The sequence below is a fragment of the Streptomyces sp. NPDC018019 genome (genome assembly GCF_044327805.1).
Lineage (GTDB): Bacteria > Actinomycetota > Actinomycetes > Streptomycetales > Streptomycetaceae > Streptomyces.
Genome location: NZ_JBIRGD010000025.1, coordinates 112,852 through 129,784, shown reverse-complemented (window position 1 = coordinate 129,784; position 16,933 = coordinate 112,852). Strand labels below are relative to the sequence as shown.

At 72.4% G+C, this 16,933-nt stretch carries 14 protein-coding genes and 1 tRNA gene; 10 read left to right on the top strand and 5 right to left on the bottom strand.

Annotated elements, in window-relative coordinates:
- Window positions 1-254 precede the first annotated feature (254 nt).
- The 3 genes from ACH4FX_RS32920 (at window position 255) to ACH4FX_RS32910 (ending at window position 2,537) form a co-directional block, all read left to right on the top strand.
- Entirely contained in the window at window positions 255-1,739 is a 1,485-nt protein-coding gene (locus ACH4FX_RS32920; RefSeq protein WP_398485089.1) for a GlxA family transcriptional regulator, read from the top strand.
- A gap of 5 nt (window positions 1,740-1,744) precedes the next feature.
- Complete coding sequence (gene orn, locus ACH4FX_RS32915) at window positions 1,745-2,353, top strand: oligoribonuclease (RefSeq protein ID WP_398485088.1); 609 nt, start codon at window positions 1,745-1,747, stop codon at window positions 2,351-2,353.
- Window positions 2,354-2,461: 108 nt separating this feature from the next.
- A tRNA-His gene (locus ACH4FX_RS32910) sits at window positions 2,462-2,537 on the top strand.
- Window positions 2,538-2,634: 97 nt separating this feature from the next.
- Here ACH4FX_RS32910 and ACH4FX_RS32905 read toward each other — a convergent pair.
- Complete coding sequence (locus tag ACH4FX_RS32905) at window positions 2,635-3,285, bottom strand: NAD(P)-dependent oxidoreductase (protein WP_398485087.1); 651 nt, start codon at window positions 3,283-3,285, stop codon at window positions 2,635-2,637.
- A gap of 124 nt (window positions 3,286-3,409) precedes the next feature.
- Between ACH4FX_RS32905 and ACH4FX_RS32900 the strand changes: the two genes are divergently transcribed.
- The 3 genes from ACH4FX_RS32900 to ACH4FX_RS32890 all read left to right on the top strand — a co-directional run bounded on the left by ACH4FX_RS32900 (window position 3,410) and on the right by ACH4FX_RS32890 (window position 7,209).
- Window positions 3,410-4,330, top strand: a complete 921-nt coding sequence (locus ACH4FX_RS32900; protein ID WP_398485086.1) for a helix-turn-helix domain-containing protein — start codon at window positions 3,410-3,412, stop codon at window positions 4,328-4,330.
- A 259-nt stretch (window positions 4,331-4,589) separates the two neighbouring features.
- The gene (locus ACH4FX_RS32895) at window positions 4,590-5,711 is read left to right on the top strand and encodes a glycoside hydrolase family 5 protein (RefSeq protein WP_398485085.1); all 1,122 of its coding nucleotides are present in this window, start codon (window positions 4,590-4,592) and stop codon (window positions 5,709-5,711) included.
- A gap of 73 nt (window positions 5,712-5,784) precedes the next feature.
- A complete protein-coding gene (locus ACH4FX_RS32890) occupies window positions 5,785-7,209 on the top strand; it encodes a glycoside hydrolase family 6 protein (protein ID WP_398485084.1) in 1,425 nt (474 codons plus the stop codon).
- A 79-nt stretch (window positions 7,210-7,288) separates the two neighbouring features.
- Here the strand turns inward: ACH4FX_RS32890 and ACH4FX_RS32885 are convergent, their stop codons facing one another.
- The gene (locus ACH4FX_RS32885) at window positions 7,289-8,356 is read right to left on the bottom strand and encodes a LacI family DNA-binding transcriptional regulator (RefSeq protein ID WP_398485083.1); all 1,068 of its coding nucleotides are present in this window, start codon (window positions 8,354-8,356) and stop codon (window positions 7,289-7,291) included.
- Between the two features lie 189 nt (window positions 8,357-8,545).
- Here ACH4FX_RS32885 and ACH4FX_RS32880 point away from each other — a divergent pair, with 189 nt between their 5' ends.
- The 4 genes from ACH4FX_RS32880 to ACH4FX_RS32865 all read left to right on the top strand — a co-directional run bounded on the left by ACH4FX_RS32880 (window position 8,546) and on the right by ACH4FX_RS32865 (window position 13,331).
- Complete coding sequence (locus ACH4FX_RS32880; protein ID WP_398485082.1) at window positions 8,546-9,877, top strand: extracellular solute-binding protein; 1,332 nt, start codon at window positions 8,546-8,548, stop codon at window positions 9,875-9,877.
- 3 nt (window positions 9,878-9,880) lie between these two features.
- The gene (locus tag ACH4FX_RS32875; protein ID WP_398485081.1) at window positions 9,881-10,849 is read left to right on the top strand and encodes a carbohydrate ABC transporter permease; all 969 of its coding nucleotides are present in this window, start codon (window positions 9,881-9,883) and stop codon (window positions 10,847-10,849) included.
- Between the two features lie 9 nt (window positions 10,850-10,858).
- A complete protein-coding gene (locus ACH4FX_RS32870; RefSeq protein WP_398485080.1) occupies window positions 10,859-11,701 on the top strand; it encodes a carbohydrate ABC transporter permease in 843 nt (280 codons plus the stop codon).
- A 157-nt stretch (window positions 11,702-11,858) separates the two neighbouring features.
- Window positions 11,859-13,331: a GH1 family beta-glucosidase gene (locus ACH4FX_RS32865; RefSeq protein ID WP_398485079.1), complete on the top strand. Its 1,473-nt coding sequence runs from the start codon at window positions 11,859-11,861 to the stop codon at window positions 13,329-13,331.
- Between the two features lie 97 nt (window positions 13,332-13,428).
- Here the strand turns inward: ACH4FX_RS32865 and ACH4FX_RS32860 are convergent, their stop codons facing one another.
- The 3 genes from ACH4FX_RS32860 to ACH4FX_RS32850 form a co-directional block, all read right to left on the bottom strand.
- The gene (locus tag ACH4FX_RS32860; protein WP_398485078.1) at window positions 13,429-14,475 is read right to left on the bottom strand and encodes a chitinase; all 1,047 of its coding nucleotides are present in this window, start codon (window positions 14,473-14,475) and stop codon (window positions 13,429-13,431) included.
- A gap of 167 nt (window positions 14,476-14,642) precedes the next feature.
- The gene (locus ACH4FX_RS32855) at window positions 14,643-16,085 is read right to left on the bottom strand and encodes a sensor histidine kinase (RefSeq protein WP_398485077.1); all 1,443 of its coding nucleotides are present in this window, start codon (window positions 16,083-16,085) and stop codon (window positions 14,643-14,645) included.
- Window positions 16,086-16,176: 91 nt separating this feature from the next.
- A complete protein-coding gene (locus ACH4FX_RS32850) occupies window positions 16,177-16,869 on the bottom strand; it encodes a response regulator transcription factor (RefSeq protein ID WP_398485076.1) in 693 nt (230 codons plus the stop codon).
- Window positions 16,870-16,933: the final 64 nt, after the last annotated feature.

Sequence of the window (16,933 nt, the reverse complement as noted above, 5' to 3'; positions counted from 1 at the left end):
GAGGAAAGGACCGCCGGGCATGGTTGTGCCCTACGGCTTACGGGCAGAGGCGAGAGGCGTACTTCCCAGCAGGCCCGACGAGTGGAACGCTTCGTGATCGAATGCTTCGCGCCAAGTTGCCATATCGACATACGAGCGGGTGGTGAACTTGGCACTCCATCCTCACGGGACGCAGTAGATTCGATCTTGGCAATCACGGCGGGGGAACAGTGCAGGACCGAGAGGGCGAGACGACCGAGGGGGGCTTAAGTGCCATGAGCCAGGACTCCGCTGCCGTACCAGATGCCGCACGCAAGCTCGCCGCCCGACGACGCCGCGAAATAGTCGCGGTGCTCCTCTTCAGTGGCGGCCCGATTTTCGAGAGCTCCATTCCGCTCTCGGTCTTCGGCATCGACCGCCAGGACGCGGGTGTTCCGCGGTACCGACTACTTGTGTGCGCGGGCGAAGACGCGCCTTTGCGCACCACCGGGGGGCTCGAACTGTCGGCCCCCTACGGGCTGGAGGCGATCGCCCGCGCGGGCACGGTCGTCGTACCGGCCTGGCGGTCCATCACACAGGCACCACCCCCGGCCGCGCTGGACGCGCTGCGCCGGGCGCACGAAGAAGGAGCCCGCATCGTCGGGCTCTGCACGGGGGCCTTCGTGCTCGCCGCCGCAGGGCTCCTCGACGGCCGCCCCGCGACCACCCACTGGATGTACGCGCCGACGCTCGCCAAGCGTTATCCGTCCGTCCACGTCGATCCCCGCGAGCTCTTCGTCGACGACGGCGACGTGCTGACCTCCGCGGGGACCGCCGCCGGCATCGACCTGTGCCTGCACATCGTCCGTACCGACCACGGGGCGGACGCGGCCAACGCGCTCGCCCGGCGGCTGGTGGTCCCGCCCCGGCGCACCGCGTCGGACCTGGGACACCAGAGGTACCTGGACAGGTCATTACCGGAGGAGATCGGCGCGGACCCGCTCGCCGAGGTGGTGGCCTGGGCGCTGGAGCACCTCCACGAGCAGTTCGACGTGGAGACGCTGGCGGCCCGCGCGTACATGAGCCGCCGTACCTTCGACCGCCGGTTCCGGTCCCTGACCGGGAGCGCGCCGTTGCAGTGGCTGATCACCCAGCGCGTCCTCCAGGCGCAGCGGCTGCTGGAGACCTCGGACTACTCCGTGGACGAGGTCGCCGGACGCTGCGGCTTCCGGTCGCCGGTCGCCCTGCGCGGCCACTTCCGGCGGCAGTTGGGTGCCTCGCCCGCGGCCTACCGTGCGGCGTACCGCGCACGCAGGCCGCAGAACGGGGTACCCGAGCAGGTCACCCGGTCGGACCGGCCGGACCGCGGTGAGCGGCCCGGTGCCGGTGCGGACCGGTTCGCCGCCGCGGCGGCGGGCCACCTGCCGGGGGGCCACGGCCAGCTGCACCACAGCCAGGCGACGCATACGCAAGGGGGCATCGGTCCCGGCGGTCACACGCAGGGCCACCCCCAGGGCGGGCACCTCCCGGGCGGTCACCCGCAAGGCGGTCACGCGCCGGGCGGGCACGGCGGTCCGGGCGGGCACGGGTCGGGCGGCCAGCCGGGGCACGGTACGGCCGGCCACACCCAGCCGGTGCACAGCCAGGCCACCGCGCTCGCCCCGACGGAGCAGGGCAAACCGGAATCCGACGCCTATGCGCCCCGGCTCCCGGAACAGCCCGCCGGACGGCCCGGTGGCCGCCCGGTGCTGCCCAGCCAGCGGGAGCGCCCCGTAGGGTGAGACGTATGAACGATCGCATGGTGTGGATCGACTGCGAGATGACCGGGCTCTCGCTGGCGAACGACGCGCTCATCGAGGTGGCCGCCCTGGTCACCGACTCGGAGCTGAATGTCCTGGGCGACGGGGTGGACATCGTGATCCGCCCCCCGGCCGAGGCCCTGACCACCATGCCCGAGGTCGTGCGCCAGATGCACACCTCCTCCGGGCTGCTGGCCGAGCTGGACAGCGGCACCACGCTGGAGGACGCGCAGGAACAGGTGCTCCAGTACATCAAGCAGCACGTACCGGAACCCGGCCGGGCACCGCTGTGCGGCAATTCCGTCGGCACCGACCGGGGCTTCCTGCTCCGCGACATGCCGGAGCTGGAGAGCCATCTGCACTACCGGATCGTGGATGTGTCGTCCGTGAAGGAGCTGGCCCGGCGCTGGTATCCGAGGGCGTACTTCAACAGTCCGGAGAAGAACGGGAACCACCGGGCGCTGGCGGACATCCGTGAATCCATCGCGGAACTGCGCTACTACCGGGAGGCGGTCTTCGTGCCGCAGCCCGGCCCGGACTCGGACACCGCGAAGGAGATCGCGGCGCGGCACGTGCTGCCCGCGGAACCGGAGTGACGTAGCTCGCTCCCGGCCGGACCCGAAGCCGGGAGCGAGCACCCCTGAAGACCCTGTACACTTTTTCTCAGCCGGTGGGGAACAAGACACCACACAGCACCGGTCATGGTGGGTATAGCTCAGCTGGTAGAGCACCTGGTTGTGGTCCAGGATGTCGCGGGTTCAAGTCCCGTTACTCACCCCAACGACTAGGGCCCCCGGACGTGAAAGTGTCCGGGGGCCCTAGTCGTTGGCGGCGGGGGACACAGGCCGCGGGGCGCGGCGCCGTGGCCCCCGTGGGCTCAGTAGCCGACCGTGAAGCGCTCGCCGATGTGCTGCGGCTTCTCGGCCTCGTCCAGGAGGGCTACGGCGTAGTCCTCGGCGGAGATCCGGCTGGTGCCGTCCGCGTCGGCGACCAGGTCGTCCAGGGCGGTGCGGTACGTGCCCGTACGCTCGCCGGGCTCGATCAGGGCGGCCGGGCTCAGGTTGGTCCAGCGCACGTCCGTGACGGTGCGGTAGAAGTCCAGCGCGTCGCCGTGCGCGTGCATGATCTGGAGCAGGAACTCCGGCAGGCCCGCCGCGTCCCAGACCTGCTTGCCGTCGGGCGTGCGCAGCGAGCCGGCGCCGCCCACCGCGATCAGCCGGGGCGCGGCCTCGCCCAGGGTGCGCAGCCCGGCCACCAGGGACTCGGCGGCGGGCTCGATCGTGGCGAGGTGCCCCGGGCCGTCACCGCCGCCCACCGCGCTGACCAGCACGTCCTGGCCCTGGGCCACGGCCGCGACGGAGGCCGGGTCGAGGATGTCGCCGGTGGTCACGGTGAGGTTCGGGTCGGTCTTGGTGATCTTCGCGGGGTCGCGGACGACCGCGGTGACCTGGTGGCCACGGCGCAGCGCCTCGTCGAGGACGCGGCTGCCGATGGTGCCGTTGGCTCCGAAAATGGCGATCTTGGACATGTCGGTACTCCCTGCGCCCCTGCCGGGGCATGCGGTGGCTTTTCTTTTTCCGTCATCAGCCGCGCTGACGCCTTCTACGCTAGGGGTACGAGCAGGACATACCGGGGTAGGCACGGGACCACTGATGGTGAAAAAACGACACACTGCACAGGGCGCCGGAGAGAGCATCCCCGAGGTCGCGTTCACCGCGCCGGCCGGGCGGCCGGCCGGCGTGGAGGTGCTGACGCTCGCCGAGCTGCGGGAGCGCGCCGGCGTCTGCACCCTCGCCGTACCGCACCGGCCGGACTTCCACCACCTCCTCGTGGTGGACGAGGGGCGGCTCCGGCACACGGTGGACTTCCGAAAGTATGAGCTGTCCGTGAATGACTGGATGTGGGTGCGTCCCGGACAGGTCCACCACTTCGGTGACCTTTCCGGGGTAAAGGGCCGGCTGGTGCTGTTCGAGTCGGGCTTCCTCGATCCGGCGACGGCGGCCGCGGCCCGTCTGGAGGACTGGTTCGGCCCCGCGGTCCACCACCCGGAGGGCGAGCAGGCGCGTGCGGTGGAGTGTGCGCTGCGCCACCTCCATCAGGAATTCGGCGCGCTGCGCGGCCTTCCCCTGGAGATGCACATCGAGGTGCTGCGGCACCTGCTGGCCGTCCTGGTCCTGCGGGCCGCCCGGCTGTCCACACCTGCCGGCGACGGCCGGGCGCCGGACGGGGACGGCACCTGCGAGGCGAGCGAGACGTTCCTGCGCTTCCGGGACGCGGTGGAGCGCGGCTTCACCCGTACCCGTCGCGTCGAGGACTACGCGCGGCAGCTCGGCTACTCGCCCCGCACCCTCTCGCGCGCGACGGCCGCCGCCACCGGTGTGGGCGCGAAGGAGTTCATCGACCGCCGCGTGGTGCTGGAGGCCAAGCGCCTGCTGGCCCACGGTGACCAGACCGCCGCCCGGATCGCCGTACGCCTCGGTTTCGCCGACGCCGCGAACTTCGCCAAGTTCTTCCAGCACCGCACGGGCAGTACGCCGATCTCCTTCCGTACGGAGGTACGCGGTCCGGCGTGACCGGGGAGGGAGCCGGACGCGCCGGGCCGGGAGTGTGTTTCGGGGAACCAGTGGGAGCGCTCCCAAGGATTGGGGCGGACGAGCCCGCCGTCAAGAGGGGAAGCTTACGCACCCTGATGCGCCAATCGGCGCCCCGAATTCCGCAACTGCATTGTGAATCATGGGGAGTTGACACTAGCCTCCGACGAACCAGTGGGAGCGATTCCATCCGACGCGGGCCGCGCGAGCCGTGCCCGCGTACGCAACCGAGGAGTCGCTCATGCGCAGACCGTTACGCCTGTACGCGCTGGCCGTGGCCGCGGTACTCGCTCTTCCCGGCGCGTCCCCGCCCGATCCCGCACCGGCCGCCGCTTCCGTGGCGGCACCACCGCGGCTGCACGTCGCGGGCAACCGCCTCGTCGACCGCGACGGCACGGCGCACCGGCTGCTCGGGGTGAACCGTTCCGGCGCCGAGTTCGCGTGCGTGCAGGGCCGGGGCATCTTCGACGGCCCGGCGGACGACGCCTCCGTCGCGGCCATCGCGGGCTGGCGGGCCAACGCCGTCCGCGTCCCGCTCAACGAGGAGTGCTGGCTGGGCACGGCGAACATCGACCCCCGGTACGGGGGCGCCGCCTACACCTCGGCGATCCGCGACTACGTCCGGCGGCTGACCGCCCACGGCCTCACCCCGGTCCTCGAACTGCACTGGAGCCACGGCCGCTACACCGGTCCCTCGGCCGGCTGCGCCGACGAGCACGCGAGCTGCCAGAAGCCGATGCCGGACCGGCGCTACTCCCCCGCCTTCTGGTCCTCGGTCGCCGGCACCTTCAAGAACACGCCCGAGGTCGTCTTCGACCTGTTCAACGAGCCGTACCCGGACCGGGCGATGCCGGACGCGGAGCAGGCGTGGGCCTGCTGGCGGGACGGCGGCAACTGCCCCGGCATCGGCTACGAGGTCGCGGGGATGCAGACACTGGTGGACGCCGTACGGGCCACCGGCGCCCGCAATCCGGTCCTGGTGGGCGGCCTCGCGTACGCGAACGACCTCGGCCGGTGGACCGCGTACGCGCCGAAGGATCCGGTGGGCAACCTCGCCGCCGCCTGGCACGCGTACAACTTCAACGCCTGTGCCGCCGAGGGCTGCTGGTCCCGCACGCTGGGGCCGGTCGCCGACCGCGTACCGCTCGTCGCGGGCGAGATCGGCGAGAACACCTGCGCCCACGCCTTCGCCGACCGCGTCATGCGGTGGCTGGACGGGCGCGGCGCGTCGTACTTGGGCTGGACCTGGAACACCTGGGACTGCGCCGCGGGCCCGGCGCTGATCCGGGACTACGCGGGGACGCCGACGGCGTACGGCGCCGGGCTGCGGGATCACCTGCGGAGGCTGCATGCCCGTGCGTGAGCCGGGACGTACCCGTACACACCGGGATATTCCCGTACCGAGAGATTCCCTTGCCGAGAGAGGAGAACCGCTCATGAGACGCGCCACCGAGCCGATTCCCGCGGGCCGGCAGGACCGGCCCGCACCCGTACGGTCACGCGCCGCGCGACGCCACCGCGCCCGCGCCGGCGCACTCGCCGCCTGCGCGTTGCTGGCCGCCGCCGGGACCGCGGGCGGCCTGCGCGGTACGGCCCACGCGGCGCCGGCCGCCCGCGTCGACAACCCGTACGCGGGCGCCGGGGTCTACGTGAACCCGGAGTGGTCGGCGAAGGCCGCGGCCGAGCCGGGCGGCGGCAAGGTCGCCGGGCAGCCGACCGGCGTCTGGCTCGACCGGATCGCGGCGGTCAGCGGGACCGGCGGCACGCTCGGGCTGCGCGGCCACCTGGACACCGCCCTGCGCCAGGCGGCCGGCAGACCGCTCGTCGTCCAGCTGGTGATCTACAACCTGCCCGGCCGGGACTGCGCGGCGCTCGCCTCCAGCGGCGAGCTGGGCCCGACGGAGATCGACGCGTACAAGACCCGCTACATCGATCCGATCGCGGCCGTCCTCGCCGACCCGAAGTACGCGTCGCTGCGGATCGTGACGACCATCGAGATCGACTCGCTGCCCAACCTCGTCACCAACACCGGCAGCCGCCCCACCGCCACCCCGCAGTGCGACGCCATGCTCGCCAACGGCAACTACGTCAAGGGCGTCGGATACGCGCTGAACAAGCTGGGCGCCGTCCCGAACGTCTACAACTACGTGGACGCCGGGCACCACGGCTGGATCGGCTGGGACGACAACTTCGGCGCCTCCGCCCGGCTGCTGCACCAGGCGGCCACGGCCGAGGGCAGCACGGTCGACAAGGTGCACGGGTTCATCACCAACACCGCCAACTACAGCGCGCTCAAGGAGGACAACTTCGCGCTCGGCGACACCGTGGCGGGCCGGTCGGTGCGCGAGTCGAAGTGGGTGGACTGGAACCGCTACGCCGACGAGCTGTCGTTCGCCCAGGCCTTCCGGCAGGAGGCGGTACGGGCCGGGTTCCGCCCGGACGTGGGGATGCTGATCGACACCTCGCGCAACGGCTGGGGCGGCAGCGCGCGGCCCGCCGGGCCCGGGCCGCGGACCAGCGTGGACGCGTACGTGGACGGGGGCCGGTACGACCGCCGGCTGCACGTCGGCAACTGGTGCAACCAGGCCGGGGCGGGGCTCGGTGAACGCCCGAAGGCGGCGCCGGCCGCGGGGATCGACGCGTACGTGTGGATGAAGCCGCCGGGCGAGTCGGACGGGTCGAGCACCGAGATCCCGAACAACGAGGGCAAAGGCTTCGACCGGATGTGCGACCCCGCCTACGAGGGAAATCCGCGCAACAACTACCACCGGTCGGGGGCGCTGCCCGGCGCGCCGCTGTCCGGGCACTGGTTCCCGGCCCAGTTCCGTGAGCTGCTGAAGAACGCGTACCCGGCGCTGTAGGGCGCTCGGCGGCGCGGGGCGGGGTGCGTACGGGGTGTACGTACGACGAAGTACGCGTACCGCCCGCCCTGCGCCGCTCTTATGACGACGCCCGGCGCACCAGCTCCGTCGGGAGCACGAGGCGGGCGGCGGACGGGGGCTCCGGGGCGCGCGGGCCCGGCGCGCCGCTGTCCGCGCCCCCGGTGATCTGCGCCATCAGCAGGCGCGCCATCGCCCGGCCCATTTCCTCGATCGGCTGGCGGACGCTGGTGAGCGCCGGGTCCATGTGGCGGGCGATGGCGGAGTCGTCGAATCCGACCAGGGCCACGTCGTCCGGTATGCGGCGGCCCGCCTCACGCAGTTCCCGCCGGGCGCCGGCGGCCATCACGTCCGAGGCGCAGAAGACGGCGTCCAGTGCGGGGCGGCGGGCGAGGAGTTCGCGCATGGCGCGCCGTCCGCCCTCCTCGGTGAAGTCGCCGTGCGCGACGAGTGCGGCGTCCTCGGGGTGGCCCGCGGCGCGCACGGCCTGCCGGTAGCCGTCGAGGCGGCAGTGGGCCACGTACATGTCCGGCGGCCCGGCGATGGTGGCGACCTGGCGCCGGCCGCGGCCTATGAGATGTTCCAGCGCGCTCTGGGCGCCGCCGGTGTTGTCGGAGTCCACGTACGGGACGGTTTCCCCGGCCGTGCGGCGGCCGTTGAGGACGGTCGGGATCGCCAGTCGCTCCAGCAGGTCGGGCAGCGGGTCGTCGCCGTGCACCGAGACCAGGAGGACTCCGTCCACGCGGTGCGCGGCGAGGTAGCCGGCGAAGCGGCGCCGCTCCTTGGACGTACGGATCAGGGTCAGCAGCAACTGCATGTCGTGGTCGGCCAGTCCGGCGCTGACGCCGCGGATGATGCCGGAGAAGTACGGTTCGGCGAAGAGCCGGGTCTCGGTCTCCGGGATCACCAGGGCGACCGTGTCGGCGCGGTTGGCCGCCAGGGCGCGGGCGGCGCGGTTGGGTACGTAGCCGAGGTCGGCGACGGCCTGCTGCACCAGGGCGCGGGTCCGTTCGCTGACCCGGGGCGAGCCGTTGATCACGCGGGAGACCGTGCCGCGGCCGACGCCCGCGCGTGCGGCGACCTCTTCGAGGGTGGGCCGGCCGCCCCTTCGCCGTGCGCCTGGTGTCATGACCGCCTCCGCCTGCCGTCCTGGCCGTACATTCAACAACGAAGCACCGGTCGGGCGTTGACGCACGACGCCTTGACACGCCCCCGTGGAACGGCGACCCTTCACGTCATCACGTCTGGGAGCGCTCCCACAGTACTGGACACCCCACATCCCGCACGCACGGTCGGCAGGGCACCAGGAGGAGACGCAATGCGAACGACGATTCGCGGTACCCGGCGGCGGGCGGTGGCCGTGCTGGCCGCCGCCACGCTCGGGGCCGGACTGCTCGGCGGCTGCGCCGAGGACGGCGACCGGCCCGGTGCGGACGGGACGCCGGGCACCGGGGCCGGGAAGACCACCCTGACGGTCGGTGTCTTCGGTGTCTTCGGCTACAAGCAGGCCGGGCTCTACGACGCGTACATGAAGCTGCACCCGGACATCACGATCAAAGAGACCTCGATCGAGCGGAACGAGAACTACTACCCACAGCTGCTCACCCATCTGAGCACGGGCAGCGGACTCGCCGACATCCAGGCGGTCGAGGTCAGCAACATCGCCGAGATCACCGCGACCCAGGCGGGCAAGCTCGTTGACCTCTCGAAGGCGCCGGGCGTACGGAAGGCCGACTTCATCCCCTGGAAATGGGCGCAGGCGACGGACCGGAGCGGCAGGACCGTGGGGCTGGGCACGGACATCGGGCCGATGGCGGTCTGCTACCGCAAGGACCTCTTCGCCAAGGCCGGACTGCCCACCGACCGGGAGGCGGTGGCCAAGCTCTGGGCGGGCGACTGGGGGAAGTACCTGGACGTCGGCAGGCGCTACATGAGCAAGGCCCCGGCGGGTACGGCCTTCGTGGACTCCGCCTCCGGCGTGTACAACGCGGTGATCTCCAGCAGCGCCGAACGCTATTACGACCGGAGCGGCAAGCTGGTCTACAAGGACAGCCCGTCGGTGCGGCAGGCGTGGGACGCGGCGATGCGGGCGTCGACGGGCAAACTGACCGCCCGGCTGCAGCAGTTCCAGAAGTCCTGGGACCAGGCGTACGCCAACGGCCGTTTCGCGACCGTCTCCTGTCCGCCGTGGATGCTCGGCTACATCAAGGAGAAGTCCGGGGACCAGGGCCGCGACAAGTGGGACGTGGCCGCCGCGCCCAAGCCGGGGAACTGGGGCGGCTCCTTCCTGGCCGTACCGGAAGCGGGGCGGCACAAGAGCGAGGCGGTCAAGCTGGCGGCCTGGCTGACCGCGCCCGAACAGCAGGCGAAGCTCTTCACGCAGCAGGCCAGCTTCCCCAGCGCCCGGGCGGCGTACGACCTGCCGGCGGTGGCGGGCGCCAAACACCCGTACTTCGGGGACGCGCCGATCGGCAAGATCTTCGCCGCGGCGGCCGAGGGCATCCCCGACCAGGTGCTCGGGCCGAAGGACCTCACCGTCAACCAGAACATCACCGACGTCGGGGTGCTCCAGGTCGACCAGCAGGGCAAGACGCCCGCGCAGGGCTGGCGTGCGGCGGTCGAGTCGATCGACAACGCGCTGGACCAGTGAGCCGTGGCCGGGCGAACCCCCCGCTCCGCGGCCCCCGCCGCGGCACCGGCCGACCGGGCCCGGGAGCGGCGCAGCCGCCGCTACCGGCGGGACCTGCGCTGGAGCCCGTACGTCTGCATCGCCCCCTTCTTCCTCTTCTTCGCCGCCTTCGGGCTCTTCCCCCTGCTCTACACGGGGTGGGCCGCGCTGCACCGGGTGGAGCTGACCGCGCCCACCGACATGGAGTGGACCGGACTGGGCAACTTCACCCGGCTGCTCGACGACGGCTTCTTCTGGAACGCGCTGGGCAACACCTTCGTCATCGGGGTGGTCTCCACCGTCCCGCAGCTGCTGATGGCACTGGGCATCGCACACCTGCTCAACTACCGGCTGCGCGGATCGATGTTCTTCCGCGTCGCGGTGCTCACGCCCTACGCCACCTCGGTGGCCGCCGCGACGCTGGTGTTCGTGCTGCTCTTCGGGCGCGACTACGGGCTGGTCAACTGGCTGCTGAGCACGGCCGGTCTCGACGGCGTGGACTGGGAGAACGGCTCGTGGAGCGCCAAGCTGGCGGTCTCCACGATCGTGATCTGGCGGTGGACGGGCTACAACGCGCTGATCTACCTCGCCGCCATGCAGGCCATCCCGCACGACCTGTACGAATCCGCGGCGCTCGACGGGGCCTCCCGGTGGCAGCAGTTCCGGTACGTCACCGTCCCCTCGCTGCGGCCGACGATCCTGTTCACCTGCGTCGTCTCGACGATCGGCGCCACGCAGCTGTTCGGCGAGCCGTTGCTGTTCAGCGGCAGTGCCGGGGCGACCGGGGGCGCCGACCACCAGTACCAGACGCTGGGGCTGTATCTGTACGAACAGGGGTGGGTCAACCTCCACCTCGGCCGGGCCTCGGCCATCGCCTGGACGATGTTCCTGATCCTGCTGGTGGTCGCCGCGGTCAACGCGCTGCTCGCCCGCCGGCTGCGCACGAGCCTGTGAGGAGGAGCCATGACAGCCCGACGCGCCGGCCGGCAGCTGCACGGCGGCAAGGTGACCTACGCGGTGCTGGTCCTCTTCACCGCGGGCTCGCTCTTCCCGCTGCTGTGGACCGCCGTCGCCGCCTCCCGCAACAACACCCGGCTGGCCCAGACCCCGCCGCCGTTCTGGTTCGGCTCGAACCTGCTGAAGAACCTCGGGACGGCCTGGACCGACGCCAACATGGGCACCGCCCTGCTGAACACCACGGTGGTCGCCACGACGATCGCGGCGGGGACGGTGGTCTTCTCGACCGTCGCCGGGTTCGCGTTCGCCAAGCTGCGCTTCCGGGCGAAGCGGCTGCTGCTGTTGCTGGTGATCGGCACGATGATGGTGCCGCCGCAGCTCGGGGTCGTACCGCTGTTCATGACCATCGCCGAGCTGGAGTGGACCGATCATCTCCAGGCCGTCATCCTGCCCACCCTGGTCAGCGCCTTCGGCGTCTTCTTCATGCGGCAGTACCTGCTCCAGGCGCTGCCCACCGAGCTGATCGAGGCGGCGCGCACGGACGGCGCGAACAGCTGGCGCGTCGTGTGGCACGTCGTCTTCCCGGCCGCCCGCCCGGCGATGGCCGTCCTGGGGCTGCTCACCTTCGTCCAGGCGTGGAACGACTTCTTCTGGCCGATCATCGCGCTCACCCAGAACGGCAGTCCGACCGTGCAGGTCGCCCTCACCGGCCTCGGCCGCGGCTACATCCCCGACCAGTCCGTGATCATGGCGGGCGCGCTGCTCGGCACGCTGCCGCTGCTCGTCGCGTTCGTCCTGTTCGGCAGGCAGATCGTCGGGGGGATCATGCAGGGCGCGGTCAAGGGCTGACCGGTGAGCCGCCCCCGCGCCGCTGCCCCGGACCCGGACGCGCCGTCGTACGGGCCCGGGCGGCCCCGCGCACCACTCGTACCGCATGCACCACTCACGCCACGCGCCCCGCACGGCCCGTGCCGTGCGCCGCGCCTTCGTGAACGGGAGTACCGCCATGTCCGCCACGCCTGCCACGTCCGGCCCCCTGCGTTTTCCGCCCGGTTTCCTCTGGGGTGCGGCCACCGCCGCCTATCAGGTCGAGGGCGCCGCCCGGGAGGGCGGCCGCACCCCGTCGATCTGGGACACCTTCAGCCACACCCCCGGCAAGGTCGCCGGCGGTGACACCGGCGACGTCGCCGTCGACCACTTCCACCGGCGCCACGAGGACGTGGAGCTGATGGCCGCCCTCGGGCTGGGCGCCTACCGCTTCTCCGTCTCCTGGCCGCGGGTGCAGCCGACCGGCCGCGGGCCCGCCGTACAGCGCGGGCTCGACTTCTACCGCCGGCTCGTCGACGACCTGCTCGCCCACGGCATCCGGCCGGTGCTCACGCTCTACCACTGGGACCTGCCGCAGGAGCTGGAGGCCGACATCCACGGCGGCACCGCCTCCGGAGGCGGCTGGCCGCACCGGGACACCGCGCAGCGCTTCGCCGACTACGCGGCGATCGTGGCGGAGGCCCTCGGCGACCGCGTCGAGTGGTGGACCACCCTCAACGAGCCGTGGTGCAGCGCGTTCCTCGGTTACGGATCAGGGGTGCACGCGCCCGGCCGCAGCGACCCGGAGGCCGCGCTGCGCGCCGCGCACCATCTCAACCTCGCGCACGGACTCGCCGCCCAGGCACTGCGCGCCGCGCTGCCCGCCCGCGGCCGGGTCATGATCAGCCTCAACCCGGCGGCCGTGCGGGCCCGTTCCCGTACGCCCGAGGACCTGGACGCCCAGCGGCGGATCGACGCGCTGGCGACGCGTATCTTCACCGGGCCCCTGCTGCGCGGCGCGTACCCCGCCGATCTCCTCGCGGACACCGCGCACCTCACCGACTGGAGCTTCGTCCGCGATGGCGACCTCACCGTCATCAAGCACCCCCTCGACGCGCTGGGCATCAACTACTACACACCCACAGTGGTATCAGCCGGCACTGACAACGCCCCGCTACCGCGGCACGACGGCCACGGCGGCGGCGCCCGTTCGCCCTGGCCGGGGGCCGACCGGGTGGCCTTCCACCAGCCGCCGGGCGACCGTACGGCGATGGGCTGGTCCGTCGATCCGACCGGCCTGTACGACCTGCTCATGCGCCTGCACCGGGAGGCTCCCGGCCTGCCCCTGTTCATCACCGAGAACGGCGCGGCCTACGAGGACCGGCCCGACGCCGAGGGCGCGGTGCACGACCCGGAGCGCATCGCCTACCTCCACGCCCACCTCGCCGCCGCGCACCGCGCCCTGACCGACGGCGCCGACCTGCGCGGCTACTTCCTGTGGTCGCTGATGGACAACTTCGAGTGGGCGTACGGCTACAGCAAGCGGTTCGGCGCGGTGCACGTGGACTTCACGACGCAGGCCCGTACGCCCAAGTCGAGCGGCCACTGGTACGCGAACGTGGCGCGCACCAACGAACTGCCCGTCCTCAGCCCCGGCATGTCCGCACCGTGAGAGCGGCGGGACACAGCGGTGGGGGGGTGGCCGCTGTGTCCCGCCCGGGGGGTGGCACTGGTCGCTGAGGCGCCGAGCGGTGGCGCCGCGTCGGACGTCAGCCCTGGTACGCGCCGAACGCCTTGGTGAAGTCGAGCGGGCTCTGCGCGAGGGAACTGCATGTCGGCTGCGCGGAGTTCTGCGGGCCGCCCGGGCACGCCTTGTCGCGCGTCGAGGACCACATCGACAGCCAGGCGAGGTGCTTGGACCGGGCGAACGTGACCAGTTCCTTGGCGTCCTCGACCGTGAAGACCTCCTTCTGTACGTCGTTGACGCCGATCATCGGGGTCACGGCGACGGCCTTCCAGGCAGCCGCGTCACCGAGGCCGAGCGTCTTCTTGAGCTGGCCCTGGGTGGCGGTGGCGGCCTGGATGGCGTACCTGCCCATGTCGCCGTCGTAGGAGGCGCCGTAGTCCATCGCCATGATGTTGACGGCGGAAACCTTCACACCGTTCTTCTTGGCGTCGGCGACCAGGTTCACGCCGTCCCGCGTCAGGCCCTCGGGCATGACCGGCAGCGTGAAGGAGACGTCCAGGCCCGGGTGCTTCTTCTGGAGCTGCGCGATGGCCTGCGCCCGGCGGGTGTTGGCGGCGGCGTCCGGCAGCGCGCCGCCCTCGATGTCGAAGTCCACCTTCTTGAGCGCGAACCGGTCGATGACCTTGCCGTAGGCGGCGGCCAGCTCGTTCACCGATGTACAGGCCAGGCCCAGCTCGGAGCCGTTGGCGCCGCCGAAGGAGATCCGTACGTCGCCGCCGGCCTTGCGCAGCGCGGGGATCTGCTCGGCCACGGCGTCGTCGCCCAGCGCGCCCGAGCCGCCCCACTTCGGGGTACAGCCGCCGCCGGACGTGACGAAGGCCAGGTTGAAGGTCTTCACACCGGTCTTCTTCGCGGTGTCGGCCAGGTCGTACGCGGGGTACAGGGACGTGTCGACGTACGGGGAGAACGCGGCGCCCGCCGTGGCCGCGGCGCCTGCCTCGGGCGCCTTGGTGGCCAGCGCCGAACCGGCGACCGCGAAGCCGCCGCCCGCCGCCAGCGCGGCCGCCGCGACCGTACCGATCAGCTTGGCCTTGCGGCTCGTACGACGGCGGTGTGCCGAGGAACTCATGTCGTGCCTGCCTGTTCGTCATGGGGGGACGGAGATGCGGTGGTGCGTCCCGCACGCTAGCGATCAGGAAACGGACAAAAGCCGGTTACGGCACGGCGGATGGAAGCCTTATGGCGCTCTTAAGGGACCGAAAGGGACCGGTTAAGCACGATGGCCGACCGGCACGCTCACTCCCCGCCGTGCCCGCCCGCACGGCCCGCCGCCCGGCGCCCCCGCGACCGGCCCAGGCGCCGCCCCAGCCGCCGGCGCAGCCGGTGCCCCGGGTTCCGGCGGCGCCCCGCGCGCGCCCTTCGGGCGCCGTCCAGCGCCAGCCACACCCGTACCTCGGTACCGCCCAGCACGGACCGGCCGATGCGCACGTCCCCGCCGGTCGTCTCGGCGAGCCGCCGCACGATGTCCAGGCCGAGCCCGGTGGACCCGTCCCCGCCGTCCCCGTGGCCGCGCCGCAGGGCCGCGTCCGGGTCGTCGATGCCCGGCCCGGCGTCCGACACCAGCACGATCACCGCGTCCTCGGCGTGGTGCACGTCCACCGCGAAGGCGGTGCCCTCGGGGGTGTGCCGGAAGACGTTGCCGAGCATCGCGTCCAGCGCGGCGGCCAGATCGGAGCGCGCGACAGGGACGCGTACCGTCCGGTCCGCGCCCGCGACGCGCACCGTGCGCCCCTCGTCCTCCGCGAGCGCCGACCAGAAGTCCATCCGCTCCCGGATCACCTCGGCCGCGTCGCAGCCGGCCGCGGCGGCGGCCTGCTGGGCGTGCGCCTTCTGCTGCCGCGCGGTCCGGATGATCCGGTCGACCTCGCGCTCCAGCTGGGCGACCGCCTCCCGGGTCTGCTCGGCCGCCGGGCCCTCGCCGAGCGAGGCGGCGTTCAGGCGCAGCACGGTCAGCGGGGTCCGCAGGCGGTGGGAGAGGTCGGCGGCCAGCTCCCGTTCGTTGGCCAGGAGCTGGACGACCTGGTCCGCCATCGCGTTGAAGGCGGCGGCGGCCGAGCGCAGTTCCCTGGGGCCGTCCTCCCGTACCCGTACGCCCAGTTTTCCGTTGCCGAGGTCGTGGGCGGCACCGGCGAGGCGTTCGGCGGGCCGCACCATCCGGGTGCCGAGGCGGTCGGCGACGGCCACCGAGCCGACGACGAGCGCCAGGCCCACGCCCGCGAGCAGCGCCCAGGAGGTGGTGACGCCGTTGGTGAGCGCCGCGTCCGGCACGTACACCTCGACCACCGCGATGCCGGAGGCCACGGCGGTGGGCTGGAGCAGTACCGAGCCGCCGGGCGCGGGGGCGATGGAGGCGCGGCCGAGTCCGACGGCGGCCTCGACGTCCGCCGGGCGAGCCCGCCGGGAGCCGATCTCGGCGGGCCGGCCGCCCTTGCCGTCCGCGGGCACATGGACGCCGATGTGCCCGCCGGGCCCGCTCTCGGCGCTGGCGACGGCGCGTTCCAGCTGGGCGTGGTCGGTGGTGATGGCGAGGACGGGGCCGATGGTGGCAGCCTGCCGCTCGGCGTTGGAGAACGCGCGGTCCTTCGCCATCTCCTTGACGACGAGCCCGAGCGGTACGGCGAACGCCACCACGACCATCACGGTGACGGCCAGGCACACCTTGACCAGGGCCCATCTCACGGCAGAAGCTCCCGCGGATACGCCGGAACGCCTCCGACGCGCGTGGGCGGCTCCGGCGCGTGCGCCCGGCGGCGACCGGTCCGCGCGCGTGTCACAGCGGTGGCTCCAGCTTCACGCCCACCCCGCGCAGGGTGTGCAGGTACCGGGGCCGCGCGGCCGTTTCGCCCAGTTTGCGGCGCAGCCAGGAGAGGTGGACGTCGATGGTCTGGTCGTCGCCGTACGCCTGCTGCCAGACCTCGGCCAGCAGCTCCTTGCGGGGTACGACGACACCCGGGCGGCCCGCGAGGAAGGCGAGCAGGTCGAACTCGCGGCGGGTCAGGTCGAGCGGCACACCGTCGAGTTCGGCCTGGCGGCGCAGCGGGTCGATGCTGAGTCCGCCCACCCGGAGCACCCGGGACGGCGGCTCGCCGCCCGCGGCGGCGCCCCGGGAGCGGCGCAGCACGGCGGCCATCCGGGCGGAGAGGTGTTCCACCGAGAACGGCTTCGTGAGGTAGTCGTCGGCGCCGTCGTTCAGGAGCCGGACGATCTCGGCCTCGTCGTCCCGCGCCGTCGCGATGATCACGGGTACGTCGGTGATCCCGCGCAGCATCTTCAGGGCCTCCGCGCCGTCCAGGTCGGGCAGGCCGAGATCCAGGATGACGACGTCGAAGCCGACGTGGGCCACCTCGCGCAGCGCCTCAAGTGCCGTACCGACGCTGCGTACCGTGTGGGACGCCTCGGTCAGGTGCCGGATGAGGGCCGAGCGCACGAACTGGTCGTCCTCGACCACGAGCACACTTGCCATGGGCGGCACCGTACGCCATGAGCATGCTTTTCCTTGCCCGAGGTTGACGCCGGAGGCCGCCGCT

Bases quoted from the DNA above. Each gene is read 5' to 3' on its own strand.
- ACH4FX_RS32905 (WP_398485087.1), bottom strand. From the start codon at position 3,285: ATGTCCAAGATCGCCATTTTCGGAGCCAACGGCACCATCGGCAGCCGC.
- ACH4FX_RS32885 (WP_398485083.1), bottom strand. From the start codon at position 8,356: ATGACACCAGGCGCACGGCGAAGGGGCGGCCGGCCCACCCTCGAAGAG.
- ACH4FX_RS32850 (WP_398485076.1), bottom strand. From the start codon at position 16,869: ATGGCAAGTGTGCTCGTGGTCGAGGACGACCAGTTCGTGCGCTCGGCC.
- ACH4FX_RS32920 (WP_398485089.1), top strand. From the start codon at position 255: ATGAGCCAGGACTCCGCTGCCGTACCAGATGCCGCACGCAAGCTCGCC.
- orn (WP_398485088.1), top strand. From the start codon at position 1,745: ATGAACGATCGCATGGTGTGGATCGACTGCGAGATGACCGGGCTCTCG.
- ACH4FX_RS32860 (WP_398485078.1), bottom strand. From the start codon at position 14,475: ATGAGTTCCTCGGCACACCGCCGTCGTACGAGCCGCAAGGCCAAGCTG.
- ACH4FX_RS32880 (WP_398485082.1), top strand. From the start codon at position 8,546: ATGCGAACGACGATTCGCGGTACCCGGCGGCGGGCGGTGGCCGTGCTG.
- ACH4FX_RS32900 (WP_398485086.1), top strand. From the start codon at position 3,410: ATGGTGAAAAAACGACACACTGCACAGGGCGCCGGAGAGAGCATCCCC.
- ACH4FX_RS32895 (WP_398485085.1), top strand. From the start codon at position 4,590: ATGCGCAGACCGTTACGCCTGTACGCGCTGGCCGTGGCCGCGGTACTC.
- ACH4FX_RS32870 (WP_398485080.1), top strand. From the start codon at position 10,859: ATGACAGCCCGACGCGCCGGCCGGCAGCTGCACGGCGGCAAGGTGACC.
- ACH4FX_RS32890 (WP_398485084.1), top strand. From the start codon at position 5,785: ATGAGACGCGCCACCGAGCCGATTCCCGCGGGCCGGCAGGACCGGCCC.
- ACH4FX_RS32865 (WP_398485079.1), top strand. From the start codon at position 11,859: ATGTCCGCCACGCCTGCCACGTCCGGCCCCCTGCGTTTTCCGCCCGGT.